General features: G+C 43.4%; 26 protein-coding genes. 25 read left to right on the forward strand and 1 reads right to left on the reverse strand.

Translation table 11 applies throughout. The features are described from left to right. The first annotated feature begins 9 nt into the window (after positions 1 to 9). The 14 genes from ACOSV2_RS14190 (at position 10) to ACOSV2_RS14255 (ending at position 11,275) form a co-directional block, all read left to right on the forward strand. The gene (locus ACOSV2_RS14190; RefSeq protein ID WP_428975665.1) at positions 10 to 246 is read left to right on the forward strand and encodes a hypothetical protein; all 237 of its coding nucleotides are present in this window, start codon (positions 10 to 12) and stop codon (positions 244 to 246) included. A 73-nt stretch (positions 247 to 319) separates the two neighbouring features. Further along, complete coding sequence (locus tag ACOSV2_RS14195; protein WP_428975894.1) at positions 320 to 787, forward strand: DinB family protein; 468 nt, start codon at positions 320 to 322, stop codon at positions 785 to 787. A 110-nt stretch (positions 788 to 897) separates the two neighbouring features. After that, positions 898 to 1,341, forward strand: a complete 444-nt coding sequence (locus tag ACOSV2_RS14200; protein WP_428975666.1) for a cell wall hydrolase — start codon at positions 898 to 900, stop codon at positions 1,339 to 1,341. A 112-nt stretch (positions 1,342 to 1,453) separates the two neighbouring features. Then, a complete protein-coding gene (locus tag ACOSV2_RS14205) occupies positions 1,454 to 1,846 on the forward strand; it encodes a nucleoside 2-deoxyribosyltransferase (protein WP_428975667.1) in 393 nt (130 codons plus the stop codon). Further along, positions 1,843 to 2,361 carry a hypothetical protein gene (locus ACOSV2_RS14210; protein WP_428975668.1) on the forward strand — a complete coding sequence of 173 codons (519 nt, stop codon included), beginning with the start codon at positions 1,843 to 1,845 and terminating at the stop codon, positions 2,359 to 2,361. Before ACOSV2_RS14205 ends, ACOSV2_RS14210 begins: the two co-directional genes overlap by 4 nt. A 320-nt stretch (positions 2,362 to 2,681) precedes the next feature. Further along, complete coding sequence (locus ACOSV2_RS14215; protein WP_428975669.1) at positions 2,682 to 3,272, forward strand: kinase; 591 nt, start codon at positions 2,682 to 2,684, stop codon at positions 3,270 to 3,272. Between the two features lie 176 nt (positions 3,273 to 3,448). Next, the gene (locus ACOSV2_RS14220) at positions 3,449 to 3,889 is read left to right on the forward strand and encodes an NUDIX hydrolase (protein ID WP_428975670.1); all 441 of its coding nucleotides are present in this window, start codon (positions 3,449 to 3,451) and stop codon (positions 3,887 to 3,889) included. Between the two features lie 78 nt (positions 3,890 to 3,967). Then, a complete protein-coding gene (locus tag ACOSV2_RS14225) occupies positions 3,968 to 4,153 on the forward strand; it encodes a hypothetical protein (RefSeq protein WP_428975671.1) in 186 nt (61 codons plus the stop codon). 125 nt (positions 4,154 to 4,278) lie between these two features. Then, positions 4,279 to 4,542, forward strand: coding sequence for a hypothetical protein (locus tag ACOSV2_RS14230; RefSeq protein WP_428975672.1), 264 nt, complete (start codon positions 4,279 to 4,281; stop codon positions 4,540 to 4,542). Positions 4,543 to 4,837: 295 nt separating this feature from the next. Then, complete coding sequence (locus ACOSV2_RS14235) at positions 4,838 to 5,617, forward strand: SDR family oxidoreductase (protein WP_428975673.1); 780 nt, start codon at positions 4,838 to 4,840, stop codon at positions 5,615 to 5,617. Positions 5,618 to 5,745: 128 nt separating this feature from the next. Continuing rightward, positions 5,746 to 6,315 (forward strand): TetR/AcrR family transcriptional regulator, encoded by a 570-nt coding sequence (locus tag ACOSV2_RS14240; protein ID WP_428975674.1) that lies wholly within the window; start codon positions 5,746 to 5,748, stop codon positions 6,313 to 6,315. Positions 6,316 to 6,363: 48 nt separating this feature from the next. Continuing rightward, positions 6,364 to 7,296, forward strand: coding sequence for an NAD(P)H-binding protein (locus ACOSV2_RS14245; RefSeq protein WP_428975675.1), 933 nt, complete (start codon positions 6,364 to 6,366; stop codon positions 7,294 to 7,296). A gap of 484 nt (positions 7,297 to 7,780) precedes the next feature. Then, positions 7,781 to 9,706: a ribosomal protection-like ABC-F family protein gene (gene abc-f / locus ACOSV2_RS14250; protein WP_428975676.1), complete on the forward strand. Its 1,926-nt coding sequence runs from the start codon at positions 7,781 to 7,783 to the stop codon at positions 9,704 to 9,706. A 354-nt stretch (positions 9,707 to 10,060) separates the two neighbouring features. After that, positions 10,061 to 11,275 carry a dicarboxylate/amino acid:cation symporter gene (locus ACOSV2_RS14255; protein WP_428975677.1) on the forward strand — a complete coding sequence of 405 codons (1,215 nt, stop codon included), beginning with the start codon at positions 10,061 to 10,063 and terminating at the stop codon, positions 11,273 to 11,275. Between the two features lie 65 nt (positions 11,276 to 11,340). On the opposite strand, the gene ACOSV2_RS14260 is transcribed toward ACOSV2_RS14255, so the two are convergent. After that, on the reverse strand, positions 11,341 to 12,180 hold the full coding sequence (locus tag ACOSV2_RS14260; protein ID WP_428975678.1) for a LysR family transcriptional regulator: 840 nt from the start codon (positions 12,178 to 12,180) through the stop codon (positions 11,341 to 11,343). Positions 12,181 to 12,283: 103 nt separating this feature from the next. Here ACOSV2_RS14260 and ACOSV2_RS14265 point away from each other — a divergent pair, with 103 nt between their 5' ends. The 11 genes from ACOSV2_RS14265 (at position 12,284) to ACOSV2_RS14315 (ending at position 22,644) form a co-directional block, all read left to right on the forward strand. Continuing rightward, positions 12,284 to 13,132: a sulfite exporter TauE/SafE family protein gene (locus tag ACOSV2_RS14265; protein ID WP_428975679.1), complete on the forward strand. Its 849-nt coding sequence runs from the start codon at positions 12,284 to 12,286 to the stop codon at positions 13,130 to 13,132. 544 nt (positions 13,133 to 13,676) lie between these two features. Beyond that, positions 13,677 to 14,966 (forward strand): M20 family metallo-hydrolase, encoded by a 1,290-nt coding sequence (locus ACOSV2_RS14270; protein ID WP_428975680.1) that lies wholly within the window; start codon positions 13,677 to 13,679, stop codon positions 14,964 to 14,966. Positions 14,967 to 15,019: 53 nt separating this feature from the next. Beyond that, positions 15,020 to 16,630, forward strand: a complete 1,611-nt coding sequence (locus tag ACOSV2_RS14275) for an amidohydrolase (protein WP_428975681.1) — start codon at positions 15,020 to 15,022, stop codon at positions 16,628 to 16,630. Further along, a complete protein-coding gene (locus tag ACOSV2_RS14280; protein ID WP_428975682.1) occupies positions 16,627 to 16,848 on the forward strand; it encodes a DUF3311 domain-containing protein in 222 nt (73 codons plus the stop codon). The genes ACOSV2_RS14275 and ACOSV2_RS14280 overlap by 4 nt, the downstream gene beginning before the upstream one ends. Then, positions 16,848 to 18,314, forward strand: coding sequence for a sodium:solute symporter family protein (locus tag ACOSV2_RS14285; protein WP_428975683.1), 1,467 nt, complete (start codon positions 16,848 to 16,850; stop codon positions 18,312 to 18,314). Before ACOSV2_RS14280 ends, ACOSV2_RS14285 begins: the two co-directional genes overlap by 1 nt. A gap of 173 nt (positions 18,315 to 18,487) precedes the next feature. Next, the gene (locus ACOSV2_RS14290) at positions 18,488 to 18,934 is read left to right on the forward strand and encodes a hypothetical protein (RefSeq protein WP_428975684.1); all 447 of its coding nucleotides are present in this window, start codon (positions 18,488 to 18,490) and stop codon (positions 18,932 to 18,934) included. A gap of 294 nt (positions 18,935 to 19,228) precedes the next feature. After that, entirely contained in the window at positions 19,229 to 20,062 is an 834-nt protein-coding gene (locus tag ACOSV2_RS14295; RefSeq protein WP_428975685.1) for an STAS domain-containing protein, read from the forward strand. Positions 20,063 to 20,222: 160 nt separating this feature from the next. Then, a complete protein-coding gene (locus ACOSV2_RS14300; RefSeq protein ID WP_428975686.1) occupies positions 20,223 to 20,777 on the forward strand; it encodes a hypothetical protein in 555 nt (184 codons plus the stop codon). Positions 20,778 to 20,894: 117 nt separating this feature from the next. Continuing rightward, entirely contained in the window at positions 20,895 to 21,227 is a 333-nt protein-coding gene (locus ACOSV2_RS14305) for a hypothetical protein (protein WP_113970345.1), read from the forward strand. 158 nt (positions 21,228 to 21,385) lie between these two features. Then, the gene (locus ACOSV2_RS14310; protein ID WP_428975687.1) at positions 21,386 to 22,186 is read left to right on the forward strand and encodes a hypothetical protein; all 801 of its coding nucleotides are present in this window, start codon (positions 21,386 to 21,388) and stop codon (positions 22,184 to 22,186) included. Beyond that, positions 22,183 to 22,644: a hypothetical protein gene (locus ACOSV2_RS14315; protein ID WP_428975688.1), complete on the forward strand. Its 462-nt coding sequence runs from the start codon at positions 22,183 to 22,185 to the stop codon at positions 22,642 to 22,644. Before ACOSV2_RS14310 ends, ACOSV2_RS14315 begins: the two co-directional genes overlap by 4 nt. Positions 22,645 to 22,655: the final 11 nt, after the last annotated feature.

Genomic DNA, 22,655 nt, shown 5'->3' on the forward strand with positions numbered 1-22,655 from the left:
AGGATGAACATGGACAATACCGACAAAAGAAACCGTTTAGATGAGGCTCCTTTTCAGTATCGGATCAATAAAGATCAATCTGTTTTTATCGAATATGAGGGGAAACGTGTGAAAATTTTAAAAGGGAAGGAAGCGGAAAAGTTTATTAAGAATGTGAACGCGGCAGAAACTGACAAAGCCGTCCAACTGATCATGGCAAAGATAACAGGTAATTTTAAAAGGGGAAATGAACGGAAAAAGAGGTGAGTGTCAGGCGCCCTTAACAAGGGACGAGACGGCTAGCAGCCTTCCTGAACAACTTACCTTGGAGGAGGTTAAGATGAATCCCTATTGTAAATCAGCATTACATCAAATTCAGGTTTGTATCGAAACACTGGTGAAAATGATTGACCAATTGGAAGAGAAAGACCTGCATGAAAGACCTGACCCTGGCAAGCATTCCGTCGGAGAACTTTTAGAGCATATTGCGCTTATTTGTGAAGCGGATTGGCGCATTTCCAATGAAGCTTCTCAAGAGGATATGGAAGTTTTTTATTTGTCGGTTTCGTATCAAAACCTAACATCGATACGGGAAGGATTACTGGAACATTTCGAATCACTTTGTTCTAACTATATGAACTTATCAGAAAAAGCTCTTCTCACGGAAACAACTTCCCATTGGGGAGTGACGTACACAAGATATGAATGGCTTTTACAAATAGTGGCTCATGTGTATCACCATAGGGGACAACTACATACTATGCTGGTGCATTGTGGCAAGGACCCAGGGATTTTAATGTTTGAATAGTGAGAAGGCAGTCAAGCAGTTCTGTCGTACTTAAAAACTAACCTCTCCAAATTTATAAATAATGACATCAATGTGGGCTTTTTTCATAAAATATTTCTGAGGTGAAAAAAATGCCAAGAGTCAAATACACAGATGCAGATGTTGCTTTGATGGCAAGGATGATGCGAGCGGAAGCCGAGGGTGAAGGAAAACAAGGGATGTTATATGTCGGAAACGTCATCGTGAATCGTGCGAAAGCGGATTGTTTAGACTTTAAAAAAGTGAGAAGTATTCGACAGGTCATTTTTCAGGTGCAGGGAGGAAATTATTCCTTTGAAGCTGTTCAAAAAGGGAATCTCTTTTATAACAGGGCGAGGTCGGTTGAAAAAAAATTAGCCAAAAAGAATTTGGATTATTGGGCTCAGCACCCGGCTAAATATGCTCTTTGGTATTTCAATCCCTATGCTCCATGTCCTCCAACCTGGTATGATCAACCTTTTTCCGGTCAATTTAAAAATCATTGTTATTATGAGCCGGCAGCCGGATCTTGTGAAAGTGTTTATATTGGTGGTTAATTTTCCATCTGGTGAATGTATAGGGAGCCTCCTGGTTAGCGGGTGTTTCCCTTTTTTAATTGAGATATTATGGTAAAATAAGGTTGTGATTTCAATAAGAAAGGAGCCTCTCATGAACTTTTATGTTGCATCAAGCTTTCATAACATTAAGCAAGTACGTGACGTCAGTGAACGATTGAAAAGGAAAGGGTATATCCATACATATGACTGGACTCAGAATAGCAGGGCTTCGACTGTTGAGGAGCTGAAAAAGATTGGTGAAAAGGAAAAACAGGCCATCATCGAATCCGATGTCATCCTCGTGTTGTTACCGGGGGGAAAAGGGAGTCATGTTGAACTAGGGATAGCTCTTGGCCTCAATAAACGAGTCATCTTATATTCCCCTCATGACGAAGTAAGTGACTTTGCTCAGACAACGACATTCTATCATTTGCCAGAGGTTGAAGTATGTACTGGAACCGTCCAGGGATTAATAGACTATGTGACTGCAGGAAACGTTCTATGAAAAGAATACTCATAACCTTTTTACTAGTGGGATATCTCCTCATCGGGTGTTCCAATCAAGAAGCACACACCAACTATACTTCTCCTTCCCGGCAGGAAGTGGATGACTTTATCAGCGAACATAACATCGATCCCTTAACCATTGAAGAGACAAAGGACTCTACCGTCCTACTACTCCAGAATGGGATCTATTATCTTTCCAACAATGAGAATGATAAGTTGATAGAAGACTATGTCGGTTGGAGTGGAAACGACGAACAAAAAGTGAACCTCGGATTGAGCAGTACCGGAATGCCCCATGCACATGTGATCATAAACGACGAGCGCCTCCTCGACGAAGCAAAGGAAGTCGAGGTTAAGTTTCATGACGGCACAACGGTCACTCAACCATTAGAAGGTAAACGTGGATTAATCTTATTTTATGATAAAAGTAAAAGAAATCTCACCATTCAGAGCGAGCTTCACCTATCGATCTATAATCAGGATCGTACGGTGATATATGAAGACAGCTTATAATGATAGAGGGACGGACCTTAATTCTGAATTTAGAATATTCGACAAGATGTTCAAATATTAAAAAAGTGGACCATAAACATTGAAAACCGGTTCATAAAACCTGATTCCGGATCAAATGTGGCTCAAACCGGATCATAACTGTACTTAAACGAACTCCATACTTCTTTCTACACACTCATATATCCCTTTAAGTCCGCTATTTTTAAAAAAAGAGGCCATTTCTGCATGAAACTTGGGGTTTTTATGAGAGAACGAAGAAATATAGGCAATTGATGCCACAGTGCATAGCGACCGATTCTATAAAGAACAGGGAGAACATTATGAAAATCCAATTTGATATAAAGGAACTCCTGGCTACCATTCAATCTAATGACAGAACCATTTTAGGAATAGACGGCCTAAGCCGTTCCGGAAAAACAACATTCGTGGAACAACTGAGGGGAATCCTGAAGAAAGAAAAGATCGATCACCATATCTTCCATATCGATGACCACATCGTTGAACGCAACCAAAGATATCATACTGGATTTGAAGAGTGGCATGAATATTTTCACCTGCAATGGGACGTTCGTTGGTTAAGAGAAAACTTTTTTAGCAAGCTGAAGCTGGACAAGGAAATCAACCTTCCGTTTTATGATCAAGATACGGATACCCGCGACTGTAGAACGATTACGCTTCCTGAGTCGGGTCTCATCATCGTGGAAGGTGTCTTTCTCCAAAGGAAGGAATGGGCGGACTTTTATGACCATCTCATCTTTTTGGATTGTCCCCGGGAAAAGAGATTTATGCGGGAAGCAGAGATTGCTAGACAGAACCGGGATAAGTTTGAAAAGAGATATTGGAAGGCGGAAGATTATTATATGAATACCTTTCATCCATGGGAAAGTGCTGATATTGTTTTGGAGACTTGATAATGTTTGGATAGCTTAACCAAGCTTACCTATCATGAAAAGCTGTCCCTCGTACCTGATGAAAATAAAACCGGGAACCAGTATCATGATTTTCCAGTTTTTATAAAAACAACGATTGAGGTCTTTATTATTTTTTGGAATAATTGGTAGTAATAAGAAAGAGGAGGAGAAGATTCTTGGTTCCAAATAATCAACCTACACAAACCATTTATTCACCACCCAAACACATCATCTCAGCAGCAACCATCGTACAGAATGAAAAAGGAGAAATCCTGTTAATCAAAGGACCCCGAAGAGGATGGGAAATGCCGGGAGGACAAGTGGAAGAAGGCGAGTCACTGAAGGAAGCGGCTATCCGGGAAACGAAGGAAGAAAGTGGGATCGATATTGAAATAGTCAAATTTTGCGGGGTGTTTCAGAATGTGAGCCGTTCGATCTGTAACACACTGTTTTTAGCCAGGCCGGTCGGAGGGAAACCGACAACTTCATCAGAAAGTCTTGAAGTCGCGTTCTTTCCGGTTGAGGAGGCCTTGGATATGGTCAATTGGAAGAACTTCAGGGAGAGAATCGAATACTGTTTGGATGAAACGAAACACCCGTTTTATATCGATTTTTGATGCGGGGAAGCACCATCCAATTGATATCGAAAAGAGATAAATTCAATGTGCCTTCATACTCTGTATAAGGGGTGATGAATGATGTGGTGGTTTGTGATCTTGATTACAGGCACGTTATTATTCGCGTTACTCATTGATATCAGGCGTAAGAAGAGAGGGAATGACCGGCATGTGCAGGGAATCCATCCTGATGCTAAACCGGGTGAAGATCGGAATTACACGATGGGAGGCGGTCGTGATTCCGGTGGCGGTACGGGACATTGATTTGAAGAGCTCAGAAAGTCTTTTCTGAGCTTTTTTCTTCTGTCAGTTTGCGAAGATGGATTTATGATGGTGAAAGCTTGGAGCGTAGTGTCAAATTCATTAAATGAGAGGAAGGAAGTTGCACATTGTCTTCTAATAGGAAAGACCTCGAGTTGGTAGGTTATGATGATATCACAGAACTATCAAAGGGTTGTAAGTTCTCTAACTGTGCACATGTTCAAGAAGCGGACTGTGCCGTCAAGAAAGCCATTGCGGATGGTAATCTTTCTGAGGAACGATTTCATTCCTTTTATCGAGATAAAAAGGAAGCTGAGTATGTCTCTGTGCAGAAGAATAAGACCAAGGCGATCGATTATATGAAACAAAGGAAACTTTTTCGAAAACCATAGATTGTCGATTGAAAAAAATTCCATTATACTTCTAAGTGAGAGATGTAGACGAAAGGGGACTTCAATCAGACATGTGGACAACTTTGTTATGATGAACGAGATCAATAGACTATGAACCTATCATTCTGACGGGAGAAGTGTGTCTGTTTAACGATCATATACAAGGAGCGCCTGGTGTGATTGAATACCCGACACCCGGAGTGGATACCTTTGTATCCGCTTTTTTTTGTGCCGGGATAGATACATCTCTTAGTGACACCTTTTAGTTTCCTTTAAAAATAGGAGGAAATATGAAATGACCAATCTAAAAGGAAAAGTGGCAATCGTGACAGGGGCAAGCCGCTCAAAAGGAATAGGGGCAGCGATTTGCCGAACACTTGCGAGCGCAGGGGCCGATCTCTTTTTTACTCATTGGACCACGTTTGATGAGGCGAGTGGAAATGGAGTAGAGAATGAGTTTCCGGAAACCTTATGTGAAGAATTAAAACAAATGGGCGTACGTGCCTTTCATATGGAAGTTGATCTGAGCGAAGGCGGATCGCCGCGTCGAATAGTGGATCGGGTGGAGGAAACTCTGGGAACACCAAGCATACTAGTAAACAATGCCACATTCGAATCACCGGCCAATTTCCGGACATTGAATAAAGATATTATGGATAAACATTATCAAGTGAACAACAGCGGGACCCTCATGCTGACCATGGAGTTTGCGAAACGATACGAAAAAGCCTTTCCTGAAAGAAAAGACGGGCGGATCATCAACATGGTTTCAAAGGGCCCGGATCCCAATAACCTGGCCTATATCGCATCAAAGGGAATGTTGATCGCTATCACGGAGCCATTATCCGTTGGCCTCGCGCAGATCGGCATCACCGTCAATTCAGTTGACCCCGGTCCGACCGATTCCGGGTGGATCAATGAAGAGATAAGGGAACACTTACTTCCGATGTTTCCAATGGGACGTATAGGTGAACCCGAGGATGCAGCGAAATTAATCCGATTTTTAGCCAGCGATGACTCCGGATGGATCACCGGGCAGCTGATCAAATCAGAGGGTGGTTTTTTGGGTAAATAATTAAGAGGGACGGACCTCCAGCTAAGCGGAGGTCCGTCCCTCTTTTTGGTAAAAAATCCCTTGACATCAACATCATGAACGGAGTACTATTTAATTAAACACTGGTCAATAAAAAGGATGAGTAATGTATGTCACCGAGAAAAGCAGTAGCACAGGAGCTAACGAAGGAAATGGTGATGGCAGCGGCACGGGAGCTTTTTCAAAAGAAGGGCTATCAGCAGGTGTCCATGAGGCAGATTGCGTCAGAGCTTGGGTACAGTCACGGCTCCATCTACTACCATTTCAAAAATAAAGCAGAATTGTTCTATGCCATGATTGAAACTGATTTTAAGCTGTTGGATCAGTGGTTGGATGATGTGATGGATCAGGATATGGACAACGAAGGGAAATTGAGGGGGATTCTTCTCGCCTTCATTCGATTCGGCCTGAGTCATAAAAGCCAGTATGAAATGATGTTCCTGCTTGCGGATGAGGAAGTCAAAAGCTACGTGAACAAAGGACCGAACGAATCCTATGAGAAATTCGCGCAAGTGCTTATCCAGCTAAGCAACAGAGAAATCACGATCCAGCAGACGTGGTCTATATTCCTGGCACTACACGGGTTTGTCAGTCATTACTGCCGTTGTGATGAAACTTACGCGGAAGTTGAGAACCTTGCACAATTGCACGTGAATTTTATCCTGAAATCAATAGGATAAAATTTTTTAGATGTATTTGACCGGTGGTTAATTAAAGGGGGACTTTTAATGGAAAAGGCAATGGTGGTAGGTGCTTCTGGAGGAATGGGGTATGCCCTTGTAATGGAATTGATCAGCAGGGGTGTCGAGGTCGTTGCATTTGCAAGAGGAAAAGAGAAATTGACCAGGTTATTCGGAGGTATGGAAACTGTCAAAATCAAGCCTGGGGACGCAGAAAATAAAGACCAGCTTATTCATGCCGCAAAGGGCAGTGACATCATCTTTCATGCTATGAACCTGCCTTATGAAGAGTGGAAACATAAATTAAGTACGATTACAGGGAACATCATCCTTGCAGCGGAACAAAACAACGCCAGGTTGGCCGTTGTAGACAATATCTATGCCTACGGACGAAGCGGGGGTGAAAAGCTGACCGAAGATAGAGAAAAACACCCTCATACACGAAAAGGCAAACTGCGCTTAGAAATGGATCAGCTGATCAAGCAATCTTCTGTTCCGGCGCTTATCTGCCATTTTCCGGATTTTTATGGTCCGAATGCCACCAACACCTACATCCACTTCACATTAGAACAGCTTTTGAAAAAGAAAAAAGCGGGATTTGTCGGTCCGAAGAATGTTGTACGTGAGTTCATGTATACCACGGATGGAGCGAAAGCGATGGTTGACTTGGCCAGTCATGATGAAGCATACGGCCAAAATTGGAATATACCTGCCGTCGCACCGATAACCGGGAACGAAGTAGAGCAGATCCTAAAAAGGCAGCTGGGAGAAGAAAAGGGGCTTTACTCCATTTCAAAAACGATGTTTGCCGTATTCTCCCTTTTTGCAGGGAAGGGAATGCGTGAGGCTTTGGAGATGCAGTATATTAACTCGGAACCTACCATTCTCTCTGGAGAAAAGGTGGATGGATTGTTGGGCAAGCGGCAGCACACATCCTATGAACAGGGGATAGCAGAAACCATTGCATTTATGAGAGGGTAATGGGACCTGGGGCCACTGCTCTGCCTATTTACAAAATTATGAAAAAGTGAGATAATAAAGAAAATTTTGGGGGAGGGAAAGTAAGTTTATGGAACCAACTAATTGCTAATTAATTAATTTATTTTTAAATTAATACGGATTTTGTAATGAGCGTGAAAGTGCCTACGGAGATAGGTCTATTTGTTATGCTCTTTATGGAATCAGGGCAATTAGAAGGTAACTTACTTTACTGATATCGGGATGATTATCATTCATAAAGAATCCAGTCCTGTCTGGATCCTATTTGGCAGTGGAATGCTTTTTAGGCATGCGCCTGCTGCTTAGGCACTTTATGAAAATAATTATACATTGATGATACTGGACCGTAAGAAGAGAGCCTCTTCTTACGGTCTTTTTTATTTCACAAAACAATAGAAGTGAAGGTCTTTCTTATCGCCATCCATAAAAAGTGTAACGTCAAATATGGATGAAAGAAGGAACGCGTATGTTGGAACTAAAATTGAATGGGATAAAAAAATATATGGAAGCGACGCTGGTCGTGGAGGATGTATCACTGGAAGTGTATGAGGGGGATAAGGTTGGAATCGTCGGGACAAATGGAAGCGGGAAGAGCACCATTTTGAAGCTGATTGCAGGCATCGAGCCGATGAATTACTATCCTGGTTACCCTCAGACATCGAGTTATGGATATGACGAAGGCCTCATTCATATGTCAAGGGGAGCGACCACTGCCTATCTGGAACAGTCTCCTGCTTATCCGAAAGGGTTGAAAGTCATCGATGTGCTCAATTTGGCCTTTGAGGAGGTGGACGGAATTGAGCAGGAAATGCGTGAGTTGGAAGAGCAGATGAGGGTATTGCAGGGAATGGAGCTAGAGAAAGCCCTGAATAAATACAGCGATCTGACTCAATTATTTGAAGTGAAGGGTGGATATGAAAGGGACGAGAAAGTAAGCAAGGTGTGCACGGGACTAAAGCTTTCAGAGAGTTTTTTAAAAAGGGACTTTGATTTATTGAGCGGTGGGGAGAAGACAACCGTTGTCCTTGGGAAGCTGTTGATTCATCGACCCGATATCCTTCTATTGGATGAGCCGACGAACCATCTTGATATGGAATCGATTGAATGGCTGGAGGGCTATCTGAAGAGCTACAAGGGAATGGTTATCATTGTATCCCATGACCGCTATTTTCTGGATAACGTCGTGACAAAGATCATGGAAATCGAGGATAAGAGGTCGATTTCGTATAAAGGCAATTATTCTTCCTTCATCCATCAAAAAGAAGAGAATATGCGCATTCAATTCGAGCATTTCAGAGAACAGCAAAAGAAGATCAATCGCATGGAAAAGACCGTGTTGAATCTGCGTGACTGGGCGATCCGGGCTGACAATACCAAGTTCTTTAAAAGAGCTGCAAGCATTCAAAAGAAGCTGGATAAGGTGGATCACATTGATAAGCCAGTTTTTGAAAGAAGGAATATGAGGTTTGATGTGAGAGCTGCAGAGAGATCTGGAAATGAAACCATCAAGGCGGCGGGACTTTCTAAACGCTATGGGGATAAAATGATTTTTGACAACACTGATGCCATGATTCATTTTGGTGAAAGAGTAGGCATGCTGGGTCCGAATGGAAGCGGGAAAACCACTTTCTTAAAAATGCTTGTTGGGGAAGAGCGGCAGGATGAAGGTGAGTTAAAATTCGGTGCGAATGTAAAGGCGGCCTATTTACCACAAATTATTGCTTTTAATAATGAGGAAGTCACGGTTCTGGACTGCTTCCGGGAGAATATCTCCATACTTGAAGGAAAGGCCCGGGAATACCTGGCGAAATTTATGTTTTACAAAGGCAGTGTATTCAAGAAAGTAAAGCATCTCTCAGGTGGGGAAAGAATCAGGTTAAAGCTTGCCATGCTGTTATTTCAGGATATCAATTTACTGATACTCGATGAGCCGACAAATCATCTGGATATTGATTCAATCGAAACCCTTGAAGAAGCCCTCGAAGACTTCGAGGGTACGATTTTCTTCATTTCCCACGATCGCTATTTTATCAACCGGATGGCAGAGAGGATCATTGCTGTAGAGGATTATTCCCTGAGGAGCTATCATGGGAATTACGATGAGTATAAGCGTGAAAGAGAGAAGAAACAGAGCCTGAAGGAGAGGAGAGAGTCGATTGATGTAAGTGGTGAGAAACCAGTACAAAAACCTGGTAGTATCAATGAGGAAATAATACAGGCCAAAGTTTTAAAAAGAATTGAAAGACTGGAAAACATGATAAGAGAAATTGATCTAACCATGGAGACGGGTCATATTGAATACGATGAGCTGAATCAACTGTATCGCAGAAAGCTGGATGTCGTTAAAGAATTGGATGCTGAGATGGAACTGTGGCTTCGATCTAGTGAGTGATATTTTTGAGGGACGGACCTTTGCTTCGAGTGGAAGCTGAGGTCTTCCTTCTTTTCCTATGAGGTTTAGCAAGTGGCCTCTTTATTTTTGTGTGGATCTTATTGATGAAATTAACAATTTATATAAATTGGATGGATTTTTTTCAATAACGGCAGGATTATCTTCTTCATGGCAAGTAATTGACAGCAGGACAGGGAACTTGTCTTCAAGAAAGTATCTGATTTGCGAAAACGCCTATGTAATTCGCTTCATTTGCAAAAGGTCCGTCCCTCTCCATGAATAAGTGATATAATGAGTGTCTGAAAAAAACATGTAAAGGCGTAGATGAATATGAATTACATATGGAAGCGATATATGAAAGTACCATTTGTTTTGAAGATGTCTGTCGGTTTCCTCCTTGGGATCATGGCCGGCCTGGTTTTGAAAGAAGATGCCGAGGTCCTGAAGCCATTCGGTACCGTGCTCATCCATCTTCTTAGTCTGATTGCTATCCCGGTAATATTCCTTACGGTGGTGCAGGCTGTCAACAAGATGAGTGTCACACAGCTCGGGAGGATGGGATGGAAGCTGATTCTCTATTATACGGCCACGACGGCTGCGGCGGTGTTCATTGGTCTTGGATTGGCCTTTTGGTTCAATCCGGGGATAAATTTATCTTTGCCTGACGCTCAGGTGAAAGAACCGAAAACACCACATTTCTCGGATGTTTTACTTCAAATCATCCCTGATAATCTGTTTCAGGCTTTCGCAGGGGGAGACACGCTCGCGATCATGTTTCTTGCAGTGATTATGGGGATTGCGATTTCGTGGATGAAGTTTTCTCCAGATAGTAAAATGAAGGAATACGGGAGCCTTCTTGATAAGGTATTTGCTGCGTTCAATGAAATGTTCTACATCCTTTTAAAAGGGGTCCTGGCTTACGCGCCGATCGGTGTGTTTGCCATAAGCGCAGCCACTTTTGGTCAGCAGGGATGGGAGACGATGCAATCTCTTGCCAAATTGGTAGGTGTCTTTTATGCAGGGATCATCCTCCTTTGGGTAGTGGTCTATGCAGGTTTCTTAAAGTGGTCGGGTCAACCGGTACTTCACTTCTTTAAACAAACGAAAGAAGCTTATAGTACGGCCTTTTTTACCTCCAGCAGCATTGCGTCCTTGCCGGTTGCCATTCAATCAGCCAAGAAAGCAGGGGTCTCTGAGAAGACGGCGAATTTCGCCCTTCCATTAGGGGCCATCTTCAATTCAGACGGTGGAGCCTTAAGGATGGGTGTATCCATCGTATTTGCGGCAAACGTGACAAACTTACAGCTTTCTGTCACGGATCTACTGATGATTGTTCTGGTAGGGACACTTCTTTCCATTGGAACCTCAGGAGTCCCGGCTGCCGGTCTCGTCACTTTATCAGCCGTCTTAACAATGTTCGGTTTACCATTGGAGATTGTCGCACTCATTGCTGGTGTCGATGCCATCATTGGGATGGGGGGAACGGCTTCCAACGTGACCGGTGATATCGTAGGGGCTGCGGTTGTCGATGAACTTGAAGAAAAGAAAGTGGACTCTATAACTATATAAAACCTAAATGAATAGGGACGGACCTCTTGCTTTCAGTGGAAAGCAAGAGGTCCGTCCCTATCTGCTTATGATGGACTCCCAATCAACTCTACCAACTTCCTAACCATTGATCCCGCCTCTCCATTTTCAGGGTACACCGAATAAAATGGCCGGTTGATGACATAAGGGTCAATCGGGACGAGCATACCTTGAAGCACTTCTTCTTTGACCAAGGAGCTTGATAGAAATGCGATGCCGAGACCCCTTACTGCGAGTTGCTTGATTAAGTAATGACTGCTAGCTTCAAGGATTTCTGTCGGCACGATTCGTTCGGATCTCAGAAAATCATCGGCATATTCTCTCGTCCCTGATCCGATTTCCCTGAGGATGAGGGGAGAAGAATGAATGTTCATGCGGCTGCTGGCGAAGAAACGCAGTTCGTCATGGCTGATCACTTCCAGTTGAAAGGGCTCCAGTCCCCTTGTTCCTTCCACAAGGGCAAGGTCGAGATCTTTGTGATTCAGTGCCTCTACAATGGTTTCATGATTGTGGGTCATCAGCTGAAGGCGGACGTGTGGATAGAGGATCTTGATTTTTTTGACAAAGTCGGGAAGAAGTACGTCACTGACGGTGTGAGTGGCCCCGATCCTTAAGAGGATTTCCTCAGTCTTCTGTGTGACCTGTTCCATCGTCCTCCACAGTTCCAACATCTTCTTTCCTTGTTCAAACACTTGAATCCCCGCAGGTGTTAATTGAAAAGCCTGATTGGCAGAAGAGCGGTAGATGAGTTCAATTCCTAAGGATAGCTCCAATTTCTTTATGTGGACACTGACGGTCGGTTGAGACAGATTCAGGAATTCACTTGTTTTTGTAAAATGCTGAAGCTGGGCGAGAGTGACAAAAGTACGAATCCATTCCAGTTGCATAGAGACCCTCCATTACAAATAGTAATCACCTATATTATCTTTATTCATTTCTATTATAGCTTAAGGGAAGGTATAATGTTAGACGAAGGAAGTGATCAACAAGATGGAATGGTTTTTATTTATCATAGGCGGAGCAGTCATCGGCATCATTTCCGGTTTTTTTGGCATAGGTGGCGGAATTGTTCTCACACCAACCTTACTTGTGCTTGGCTATGAACCGAGTCAGGCAATCGTTCTTTCCTTAATGCTGACATTGGGGTCGACTGTGACGGGGACAGTGTCACACATTCGGTTAAAAAATGTAAATGGGAAATTAGCGGTTGTCCTTGGGGTATTCGGAGTGATCGGGTCAGTCATCACCGTGCCATTTGTGAAGTGGCTCGATTCAATCAATGGGGCTTCTACGGTCATCTCCATTGTCTATATTGGAATATTAAGCTGGTTTTCTTATCAGTTTTTAAGCAAACGACAAAAGGAAGCAAAAGCAAAGGGAGTATCTGTGGCTCCCTTGATCGGTCTTTTCACTGGTGTCATCTCGTCTCTTATGGGAGTCAGCGGTGGATTTGTCATGACCCCGCTCCTCTCGAAATGGCTGAAGCTTGATCTCAGGAAAGCGATCGGAACCAGCATATCGGCAGCATCCATCATCGTGTTATCGGGAATCGGCTCATACTTGTATTCGGGGGAAGCACTCGATTTTCGTCATGGAATCATGTTGATCATCGGAGCTTTGATCGGAACCCCAATCGGCTCAATTCAGCTGAAACGATTTAAAGGTGTGTCTGTAAAAAAGATGTTGGCTGTTTTGTACATGGTGGTGGCGGTCAGTGTGATTTTCAAGATGTTATCCATTTCCTCTGTCTCACTCGGACTGATCTTGGCATCCGTGCTCGTTTTCTTAGGAATGCTGATTTATTCACAGCAGCGAACTAAGAGAGCAGTGAATCAGTGATCTGGTTGAAAGCTGAAAGTCGGTTGGTTGAAGGATGTTTGTAGGTTTGACGACCAGATGCATATCGAAGTAGAGAGGTCATTCGCATTGCGAGTGGCCTCTCTATTTTTTTGTGTGGTTAAAGATGTGTTTTGCAATTTATGTAAATTGGCTGGGTTTATCAGGATTTTGGTTGGATTTTCGTGAAAAACGGCCGGATTATGTTCTCCATCGCAAGTAATTGACAGCTGGACAGGGAACTTGTATTCAAATGGGTAGCTGTTTTTGTGAAAACCACTGAGTCAATCGCTTCATTTTCAAAAGTCAGGCAGGATTAAGCGGAAATGTACTAGAAACTAGTCTAAATAAGGGGATGGAAGTCGAAAGGGGGAGAGTGTCGGTATTCTGGGAATAGAAGTCTCTGATTATTTTTCTGAAATTTCATTCTATTTGTCATTCTGTACAAATCGCAAGTTCTTTTATAGACATCGTGTCTAATGATAAACAAGTCTTTTCAAAATAAACTTAAATTAAGCAAATAAAAAATGAAATAAAGGATGATTCTATGTCAATCAACCGAAAAAGATTAAAGCGTCATCTAGAGGAGTTAGCAGAAATCGGGAAAATCGGAGAGACAGGCGTTTGCCGCTTGGCCCATTCCAAGGAGGATCGCCAGGCAGTGGAAGTGGTGAAAGGCTGGATGGAAGAGGCGGGTTTAACGACAAAGATTGACGGCTTCGGGAATTTGATTGGAAGAATAGAAGGTGCCGATAAGGATAAGCCGATTCTTATGCTGGGCTCCCATATTGATTCTCAGCCATATGGCGGGAGATTTGACGGAACTGCCGGGGCATTGGGAGCAATCGAAGTCGTTCATAGTATGAAGGACAATGGAATCGTCCCGGACCGGGCCATTGAAGTGATTTGTTTTTCCGATGAAGAGGGCTGCCGGTTTAACAAAGGAGTATTTGGAGTCCGGGCTCTAGCCGGGATGCTTGAGGAAGGCGAACTGGACCGGAAAGACAAGCAGGGTGTGACGAGAAGAGAGGCGTTGAAGGAATTCGGGGTCGAGCCGGATGTAACGGCTAGTCCTGTATACCAAAGAGGTGATATCGCAGCGTTTCTGGAGTTACATATTGAACAGGGGCCGGTCCTTGAGGAAAAGGGAAAACCAGTCGGAATTGTATCGGGCATCTCTGGTCCGATCTGGCTGACCGTTACTCTCGAAGGATTCGCTGGTCATGCGGGATCGGTGCCGATGACGATGAGGCAGGATGCCCTTGTGGGTGCTTCGGAGATCATCCGGAAATTCGATGATCTGGTTAAAAGTGAAGGAACCGAAACCACAGTTGGAACGGTAGGCAGTATGCAGGTGTTCCCGAACTCAAGAAACATCATTGCCGAAAAGGTGGAGTTCACCGTAGACCTTCGTGATATAGACGTGGAAGCGCGCACGAAACTAGAGGAAAAACTCTATCAAATCATCGAAGAGACAGCAATCGGTTGCAACCTTAAATACGATATCAAGGAAGATACCCGGAGCGAGCCGAGATATTGTGCAGACTGGATCAAGGACATAATGAAAGAGGAAGATGAAAAGCTTGGACTGAATTCACCGACGTTAATGAGCGGCCCTTTCCATGATGCCTTATTCATGTCCTATATCAGCGATTACGGAATGATCTTCGTTCGCTGTGAAAAAGGTATCAGCCACAATCCACTGGAGTATGCCGAGATGGATGATATCGAAAAAGGGGTGGAGCTTCTTTATTCGACGGCAGTGCGGGTTTGTCAGGGACATGGGGACAGGCACCTAGCCCCAAAAGACGGCTCGACTGCTGTTCATAAAAAGTAAGAGAATATAGGGACGAGGGACCTGTCCCTCTGTCCCGTTTGGGAGGTGATCGTTTGAGAGCGACGATGCTCTTCATAAACGGAGAAGTGGTTACTGTGAATTCTGAATTTTCCGTGAAAGAGGCGGTTGCCATTCAGGATAATAAAATAATTGCAGTCGGCACGAATGAAGAAATTCTACCATATGCAGGTGAAGGAACGAAGATTGTGAACCTGGAGGGAAGAAGTCTCCTGCCCGGCTTTATTGACGCCCATGCCCACCTCGAACTTTATGGAACCAATAAGCTAGGGGTGAATGGCAAGGAGGCAGGGAGTATAAAAGAACTCCTTAGAAAGTTGAAGGAGAAAGCACGATTGACTCCAAAGGGGGAATGGGTACGGGGCTGGGGTTATAACCAAAACACCCTTAAAGAGGGAAGGCATATAACACGGTGGGATCTAGATCAGGTTTCCACCGAACACCCGATTATTGTGGTTCGGACATGCGGGCACATATCGTGCGTGAATACGAAAGCGCTGGAGCTTGCGGGTGTTCATCCTGAAACAGAAGACCCGAATGGAGGGAAATACGGCCGTGAAAACGGCGAATTAACCGGACTGCTGTTAGAAGCCGCACATATGAACATGTTTCTTACAGCCAATTATTCTGAAGAGGAAGTGGAGCAGGGATTGGCCCTCGCTTCCCAGGATTATTTAAATAAAGGAATTACGAGTGTCCATGATGCCGGGGGATATGGACCTGAACATATTCGGTTCCTTCAAAAAGCAGTAAGAGCAAAGAGGGTTAAGCAGAGGGTATACGCACTATACGGCTCGCTGCATGATTCTGTAGATATGGTGGAGAAAGGCCTGGAAAGCGGAATCGGGACAGGCCTTGGGGATGAGTGGATGAAAATCGGGCCTGCCAAAGTGTTCATTGATGGAAGCAGCAGTGGTCCTACAGCCAAGACGAGGGAGGCCTACACGAGCAATCCAAATGACTCAGGCATTTTATATTTGAACCAGCATGAATTAAACGGGTCCCTCGGAAAAGCGCATGAAGCGGGGTGGCAAATCACCGCACATGCCATTGGGGACAAAGCGGTTGAAATGATGATTGAAGCCATTCGACATGCTCTTGACCTACACCCCCGTGAAAACCATCGTCACCGCATTGAACATTCCGGCATGACGCCATCGGACCTCATTCGCCAGATAAAAGAGCTGGATATTGTTCCGATACCAAATCCAGCCTTCATTTATGAATTTGGCGACGGGTACGTGAATGATTATGGAGAGAGGGTCGACGTCATGTTCCCCTTAAGGAGCTTTTCAGAAGCACAGATTCCTTTTGCCATCGGATCAGACAGCCCGATCACCGCCGTGGATCCGCTCCACGGGATATACTCAGCTGTCACTCGCAGGAGTAAATCCGGTGAAGTGATAGGGGACCGACAACGAATCACCATAGAGGAAGCGATTAAGGCCTATACATGGAACGGTGCATATGCGAGCTTTGAAGAACCCATAAAAGGCAGCATTGAAGCCGGGAAGCTTGCTGATCTGGTTGTGTTAAATGATTCGATTTTACACTGCGAAGCTGAAAGATTACGAGAGTTAAAAGTAGAGTTAACGATTATAAATGGGAAAGTGGAATATGCAGCAAAAAAGGAGGGTGTCTTATGAGTAAAAGCGCGTTTACGAAAATTTATTGCTTGTCTCTGATTTTACCGTTTCTTCTATTAATTTTCCCCTTGTTTTCAATCGGAAACAGGGCAACTCCAATCATCATGGGGATGCCGTTTTCGGTATTCTGGGTGATTTTATGGATAATCATAACCTTTTTAATCGTTCTTGTACTCTATCAAATCGATCCTGACAAAGATGAAGAGGAGGTCAAGTAATGGCAGATTGGCAGATTGCAATGATCATGATGATCGGCTATCTTGTGATTGCATTAGTTGTTGGTGTGATGGCAGGAAGAGGTCACGATAAAAATTCTTTAGATGAGTTTACCGTAGCAGGCGGAGGCCTAGGCTTGGTTGTGATGTGGTTCCTGATGGGAGGGGCTGTGTTCAGTGCCTTTTCATTTCTCGGCGCTCCGGGGTGGGCATATTCCAAAGGAGCACCAGCACTTTATATATTAACTTATACCGCTTTTGCGATCCTCCCGTGGTACATCATCGGTCCGAAAATCGGGAAGATCGGCCGTAAATTCAATATCTACACGGTTTCCGGCTTTATGAAAAAACGATACGGAGGTAAGACGCTGCCCATCTTAATCGGGGTCATTGCGTTACTCGCTTCCATTCAATACCTAGCCACGCAGATGAAAGGGATGGCCTACATCTTCAATATCATGACTGAAGGACGTATTCCTCTTTGGCTCGGAGCCCTGCTGGCGTATGGAATCGTAGTCGTCTATGTTGCAACTGGTGGATTACGGGCAGCGGCTTGGTCTGACGTGTTCCAGGGGATCTTAATGATCGTCATCTCGTGGGTAGTTGGCCTTGCGATTGTTAATAAGCTTCACGACAGCGTGGGTGGGATGTTTACAAACCTCGTCCAGGACAACCCTGCCTTTTTTGAAATCGGGAATGAAGGAGCCGCTATGTCAGGGACAGCTTATACAACCACGATTCTCGTCTCTCTCATAGGATTCTTAATGTGGCCACACCTATTTTCAAAGTCATATGCCTCCAATGCACGAACGATTAAGAAGACCGTATTGGTGTATCCGATTTTTGCCCTGTTCCTTATCCCGCTATTATTTGTTGGTTTTTCTGCAGTGAATATAGTCAATCCAGCTGACATTGGAGCACCTGATGAAATTCTTCCTTACCTGATCACCACTGTCCTTAGCCTTCCCGGTTGGGTATACGGACTTGTGGGTGCAGGAGCTTTAGCTGCAGCCATGTCCACGGCAGATGCCATAACCCACAGTGCTTCACTGGAATTTACGGACGGCGTCATTAAGAATGTAAAGCCGGACCTTTCTGATAAAACTACATTGCTTCTGATGAGAATCGGTGTCTTTGTGGTCGGAGGACTTGCTTACTTTATCACCGTATTCGGGGGTCAGGGGCTTATCGCCTTATTGCTCGGAGCCTATGGTTCCATCGTCCAATTCGCGCCCGGCGTATACGGAGCCCTCTATTCGAAGAGAGTGACGGGACCGGCTGTTATCACGGGACTCATCGTCGGAACATTCGTGAACTACTATTACCAGCTCGTCGCAGAGACCACACCTTTTGAAATCCATGCAGGTATTCTTGGATTGATCTGCAACCTCGTCATCGTCATCGTGGTCAGTGCTTTCACCCAGCAAAAAAGTATCGGCATTGCTGAAGAGTATCGCAATATCGGATAATAATGGGGCATGGGGACAGGTAGCTTGTCCAACAGGGACGGACCTCTAGAGGTCCGTCCCTGTATTTATAAATAAGAGTCTAATGAGGTTCTCCACACAATACATAATTTTTTGAGATTTTAGCAAGATAAGTATATGTGAATTCTTTTTGTTGATAAAGGGGTTGTTTCAGCTTGATGTTAGTGTGGGGTCTCATTCTTCTTTTAGTAGTGGCTCTCTTTATAATGCCAAAGAGGTTAACCGTCAGGGAAAATCTCATCATGTTTCCATTCGTCGGATATTTTGCTGCGGTTGCACATGTTTTGGTAGGATTAATGTTGGATTATGTGGATTTTGGTCCGACCAAAAGTGTGGAATTTTCAGATTTTGCACTGGTGGCATTTGCTCCATCGCTCATTGCCCTTTTATTCTTAAATTTCATGAAACAAGAAAAGCATTTGCTTTATGTAATAATCTGGACTATTTTCTCGTTCTTGATAGAATTATTACTTAGTATTAACGGTTATATGAAGCATTTAGAATGGAAAATCTGGTATTCCATCCCCGTTTATTTGCTGGCATTCTTTTTGCTGCAGTGGTTTTTTCAACGGATAGTCCGAAATAGATCTCAGGGTTCGTAGGTTAGCTGTGTATTGACATCATACTAAAAGAGAGGGAGGTTCTTTTATGCAGAGAACCTCCTCTTTTTTTGAGGATGAAATTCAGTAAATGAAACAACTTCTGTACACTATTTGTTCAACTTTTTCTTTCTATTTTTGCATGGACATAGTACATTATTTTTATAAGCATATGAATAAGTCATTTCGGGTATAGACCAATGAGTTAGTAGGGGCAGAGTTTCTATCCTCTTGCCAGTCAGGGTCATTGGTTATGAACTGATTACATTATCTCGTCTTATAGAAAGAAGGTCGAATATGCAGGTATCGGAAAAGTTCTATGAATTTATGAGCGAGCGTACATGGCAACTCACGGAGAAGTGGTATGAGTCGTTGGATAAAAGTGATTCATCAGGAGTGTATTCTTCAACAGATCCTAAGGTGATTGAAACGTTGAAGCGTCAAAATCACGAATTTCACGAACGCTTTTGTGTCCTTTTTAAGGATATAGGACAGGATGCACTCTGTAATTTCGCCCAATGGATCGAGGAAATTGCAAAAGATGAAGAACACTTACAAACCCCAACACACTTTATACTGAGGGAATTCTTCAGAACCCAGGAACAATATCTGGAGATTTTGAAAGAATTTAACCGCCAGCATGGCAGTGAGTTTCCACCTGAGAGAATCGAATCATTCAGAGAATTGATCATTAAAACTTTTAGTCTGGTCATTTCAAAGTTTGCTGAAGAAAATTACGAATATGCACAGAGACGCCTGAAGGCTCAGCAGGAGATGATCAGGGAGTTAAGTTCACCGGTCATTTTAATTGATAAGAAGACAGGGGTGCTCCCACTTGTCGGTGATATCGATACAGGAAGGGCGAGGTATATCCTCGAGAATACACTGGCCGAATGCGTCGGAAAAAATGTTGAGCATTTGTTCATAGATTTATCAGGTGTCATCATGGTGGATACGATGGTTGCTCATCAATTGTTCCAGATAATGGAAAGTTTGAACTTGATTGGTGTGAAGAGTTCGATATCAGGCATTCGTCCGGAAATTGCCCAAACAGCCATACAACTTGGTATATCATTTGAAAATATTTCTGTCACTTCAACTCTTGAACGAGCATTGAGTCAGCAACGGTAGAAAGAAGTCATTCAACGAGCGGTTACTTTGTAATCGCTCTTTTCTTTTTATTTTATGAAACTACTTGTTTAAAACTAAACTATATAGGGAATTACCCCCATTATAGAGTGAATTTGGTATGGGATGCCCTTGTGAAATTCACGATAGAAGGAGGGGCAACATGCAATTAGTCAAAATGATCCGATTCAACCGAAATGGATTTACCTGCGGTCCACCGCGATCCGAATCTATCTATAAAAGAAGAGAGCCAATTTTTATAAATCGGGAGATCGACAATCTTTTTCATACAGGTAAATCGATTTATACGTCCGAAATGATCCTGCCGCGATCCACTGATCGGCAATGGTCCGGATGTTTTTGTTATTTGGAGGAGTTCACTCAGGTGGCTACTGAAGCTCGTCATATAGGTTTTCTCCCCAGAGAGGGTGTGATATGGGTGAGAAATAAGAGCCATCTCGGCGGCGGAATTCCCTACATTCATCGCTTCGTTCATCCGTTGGTTGAAGAAGGGACAGATGATGATAATATGATCAATGATACATGGGTGAAAATGAGCGTAGAGGATGCATTGGAACGAACGCGGCTTTGGAAAAAAGAGCATGGTTCGCTCCCTGAGTGGATCACGGAATGCTACCTTATGGAAGGGCAAGTGAAACGTCTGGTCTATCCTTCTACTACTGAAAAAATTATGGAATTTTGGTTAAGTAAAAATTAAACATACTGAGAGTTATGAATGTCCCGTCTTTTTGTTATAATACATAGTATCCTACAATCTAATGAAGGTTGAAGTGTTACGTTTTACGTTCACTTTCTATGTAAAAGGGGAATTCACTTGAAATTTGAAGAAATTAATCCAGAATTAGTGACATTATGCCGGACGTCAGATCCATTTCATATGGCAGAATCGGTGATCGGAGACCAATTAAGGGGATTGGATATTTTGTCGTTAAAGGGGATCGAGCGGAAAAAAGCCCTTCCGGGAGACGTGGTCAACCTGTTGATCATCTATTTCTTCACAGAGGTCAAAGGTACGGTATACCACAGGAACGCACTTTCTAAGTTATATAATCATTGGGTCTCTAATGAAGTGTTTACCTTCTCTAAGGCAAAAAAGATGATCGAGCTGGACATGCACGAGCAGCTTGGTGAAATCGATCGTTTATAGATATGCGAAAGGTCTGGATCTATTGAGATTCAGGCCTTTTTTTGCTTTAATAGCTAGATGCGATACTGACACTCAGGCATGATATCAGTAAAGAATAAATATTTTCCAGAGAGGCACACTAACAAATACATATCATTTTTAGTAAAGGTGACCTCCTCATGGACAATCATACAAGCGACAATACGGCAAGGCGCTACACGGCGCATGTCAGTATTCTTGGTACCACCCAGATCCACTTGCGGAATCCGTATATCATCGCATGGTGGAGTGCAGCTTTTCCCGGATTTGGCCATTTGCTATTATCGAAATATTTGCGTGGTTTTGTCCTCTTCATATGGGAAGTCATTGTGAATCTGCAAGCGAATGTCAATCTGGCCATGATTTATTCGTTTCAAGGCGAGATCGAGATGGCGAAGGAGATTTTAGATACGAGATGGCTTTTGATTTATATTCCTGTTTATATTTTTGGGATTTGGGACAGTTATAGGACCACGGTTGACATGAATAAGGTTTACATATTAGCCGACCGGGAAGCCCACCCTTTTAATTCATTCAGCATAGGAGCACTTGAAATTAATTATTTGGATAAACGAAATCCGGTTATGTCCGTATTGTGGTCCTTATTTATCCCTGGTCTCGGACAATTATATGTCCATAGGATTGTAACAGCATTTTTCGTAATCATTTGGATTGTTGTCTTTTTCTACTATTCACACGGCCTTGAGGCCATTTCTCTATTATTCTTAGGAGAAATAAAGGAGGCAACCAGTGTCATCAATCCTGAATGGCTCTTATTTTTCCCTTCACTATATGGTTTTTCTATTTTTGATTCCTATATGAATACGGTGGAGAATAATAAGCTGTTTGAAAAGGAACAGCGGGCGTTTCTTAAGAAAAATTATCAATCACCCACTTTTCAACCTATGAAAAGTAAAAAAAGCGAAGTGATAATCGAATGAAGATATTCTCAACGTTTGAACATAATGCGTATTTAGAAATGGCCATTACCATGATGGTGGAACAAGGGATAAAGAAAGAAGATATATTTGCGATGCCGTTGGATAAGCGTACGGAAAAGCGAAAAGTATTTGATTCCATTCATCGGTCGGATGGAACGTCTCTCATTGATATCGGCATGGCTCTTGCAACAGCCTTCTCTGTCATTGGGGCGAGTATCGGTTTTGATCTGGCGTGGGGTCCCATTTACTGGGGGCTGATCGGTGCAGCGGCGGGTTTTATGATAGGATTCATGATTCGGATACTGACAGAAGTGGTGTTGAAACCGAGAAGGAAATCGTTAAAAGGAAAATCCTCTGAAGTGATCTTGATAATCGCATGCGAAGAAAATCAGGGTGATATGGTAGAAGGTATTCTTTGGGAACATTATGCCCTGGGAGTAGGGAAGTATAGAGAATAGTAGGGGCAGCA

The sequence above is a fragment of the Rossellomorea sp. DUT-2 genome (genome assembly GCF_052665285.1).

Coding starts and splice junctions, on each gene's coding strand:
- ACOSV2_RS14190 (WP_428975665.1), top strand. CDS start 10: ATGGACAATACCGACAAAAGAAACCGTTTAGATGAGGCTCCTTTTCAG.
- ACOSV2_RS14195 (WP_428975894.1), top strand. CDS start 320: ATGAATCCCTATTGTAAATCAGCATTACATCAAATTCAGGTTTGTATC.
- ACOSV2_RS14200 (WP_428975666.1), top strand. CDS start 898: ATGCCAAGAGTCAAATACACAGATGCAGATGTTGCTTTGATGGCAAGG.
- ACOSV2_RS14205 (WP_428975667.1), top strand. CDS start 1,454: ATGAACTTTTATGTTGCATCAAGCTTTCATAACATTAAGCAAGTACGT.
- ACOSV2_RS14210 (WP_428975668.1), top strand. CDS start 1,843: ATGAAAAGAATACTCATAACCTTTTTACTAGTGGGATATCTCCTCATC.
- ACOSV2_RS14215 (WP_428975669.1), top strand. CDS start 2,682: ATGAAAATCCAATTTGATATAAAGGAACTCCTGGCTACCATTCAATCT.
- ACOSV2_RS14225 (WP_428975671.1), top strand. CDS start 3,968: ATGATGTGGTGGTTTGTGATCTTGATTACAGGCACGTTATTATTCGCG.
- ACOSV2_RS14235 (WP_428975673.1), top strand. CDS start 4,838: ATGACCAATCTAAAAGGAAAAGTGGCAATCGTGACAGGGGCAAGCCGC.
- ACOSV2_RS14240 (WP_428975674.1), top strand. CDS start 5,746: ATGTCACCGAGAAAAGCAGTAGCACAGGAGCTAACGAAGGAAATGGTG.
- ACOSV2_RS14245 (WP_428975675.1), top strand. CDS start 6,364: ATGGAAAAGGCAATGGTGGTAGGTGCTTCTGGAGGAATGGGGTATGCC.
- abc-f (WP_428975676.1), top strand. CDS start 7,781: ATGTTGGAACTAAAATTGAATGGGATAAAAAAATATATGGAAGCGACG.
- ACOSV2_RS14255 (WP_428975677.1), top strand. CDS start 10,061: ATGAAAGTACCATTTGTTTTGAAGATGTCTGTCGGTTTCCTCCTTGGG.
- ACOSV2_RS14260 (WP_428975678.1), bottom strand. CDS start 12,180: ATGCAACTGGAATGGATTCGTACTTTTGTCACTCTCGCCCAGCTTCAG.
- ACOSV2_RS14265 (WP_428975679.1), top strand. CDS start 12,284: ATGGAATGGTTTTTATTTATCATAGGCGGAGCAGTCATCGGCATCATT.
- ACOSV2_RS14270 (WP_428975680.1), top strand. CDS start 13,677: ATGTCAATCAACCGAAAAAGATTAAAGCGTCATCTAGAGGAGTTAGCA.
- ACOSV2_RS14280 (WP_428975682.1), top strand. CDS start 16,627: ATGAGTAAAAGCGCGTTTACGAAAATTTATTGCTTGTCTCTGATTTTA.
- ACOSV2_RS14285 (WP_428975683.1), top strand. CDS start 16,848: ATGGCAGATTGGCAGATTGCAATGATCATGATGATCGGCTATCTTGTG.
- ACOSV2_RS14295 (WP_428975685.1), top strand. CDS start 19,229: ATGCAGGTATCGGAAAAGTTCTATGAATTTATGAGCGAGCGTACATGG.
- ACOSV2_RS14300 (WP_428975686.1), top strand. CDS start 20,223: ATGCAATTAGTCAAAATGATCCGATTCAACCGAAATGGATTTACCTGC.
- ACOSV2_RS14310 (WP_428975687.1), top strand. CDS start 21,386: ATGGACAATCATACAAGCGACAATACGGCAAGGCGCTACACGGCGCAT.
- ACOSV2_RS14315 (WP_428975688.1), top strand. CDS start 22,183: ATGAAGATATTCTCAACGTTTGAACATAATGCGTATTTAGAAATGGCC.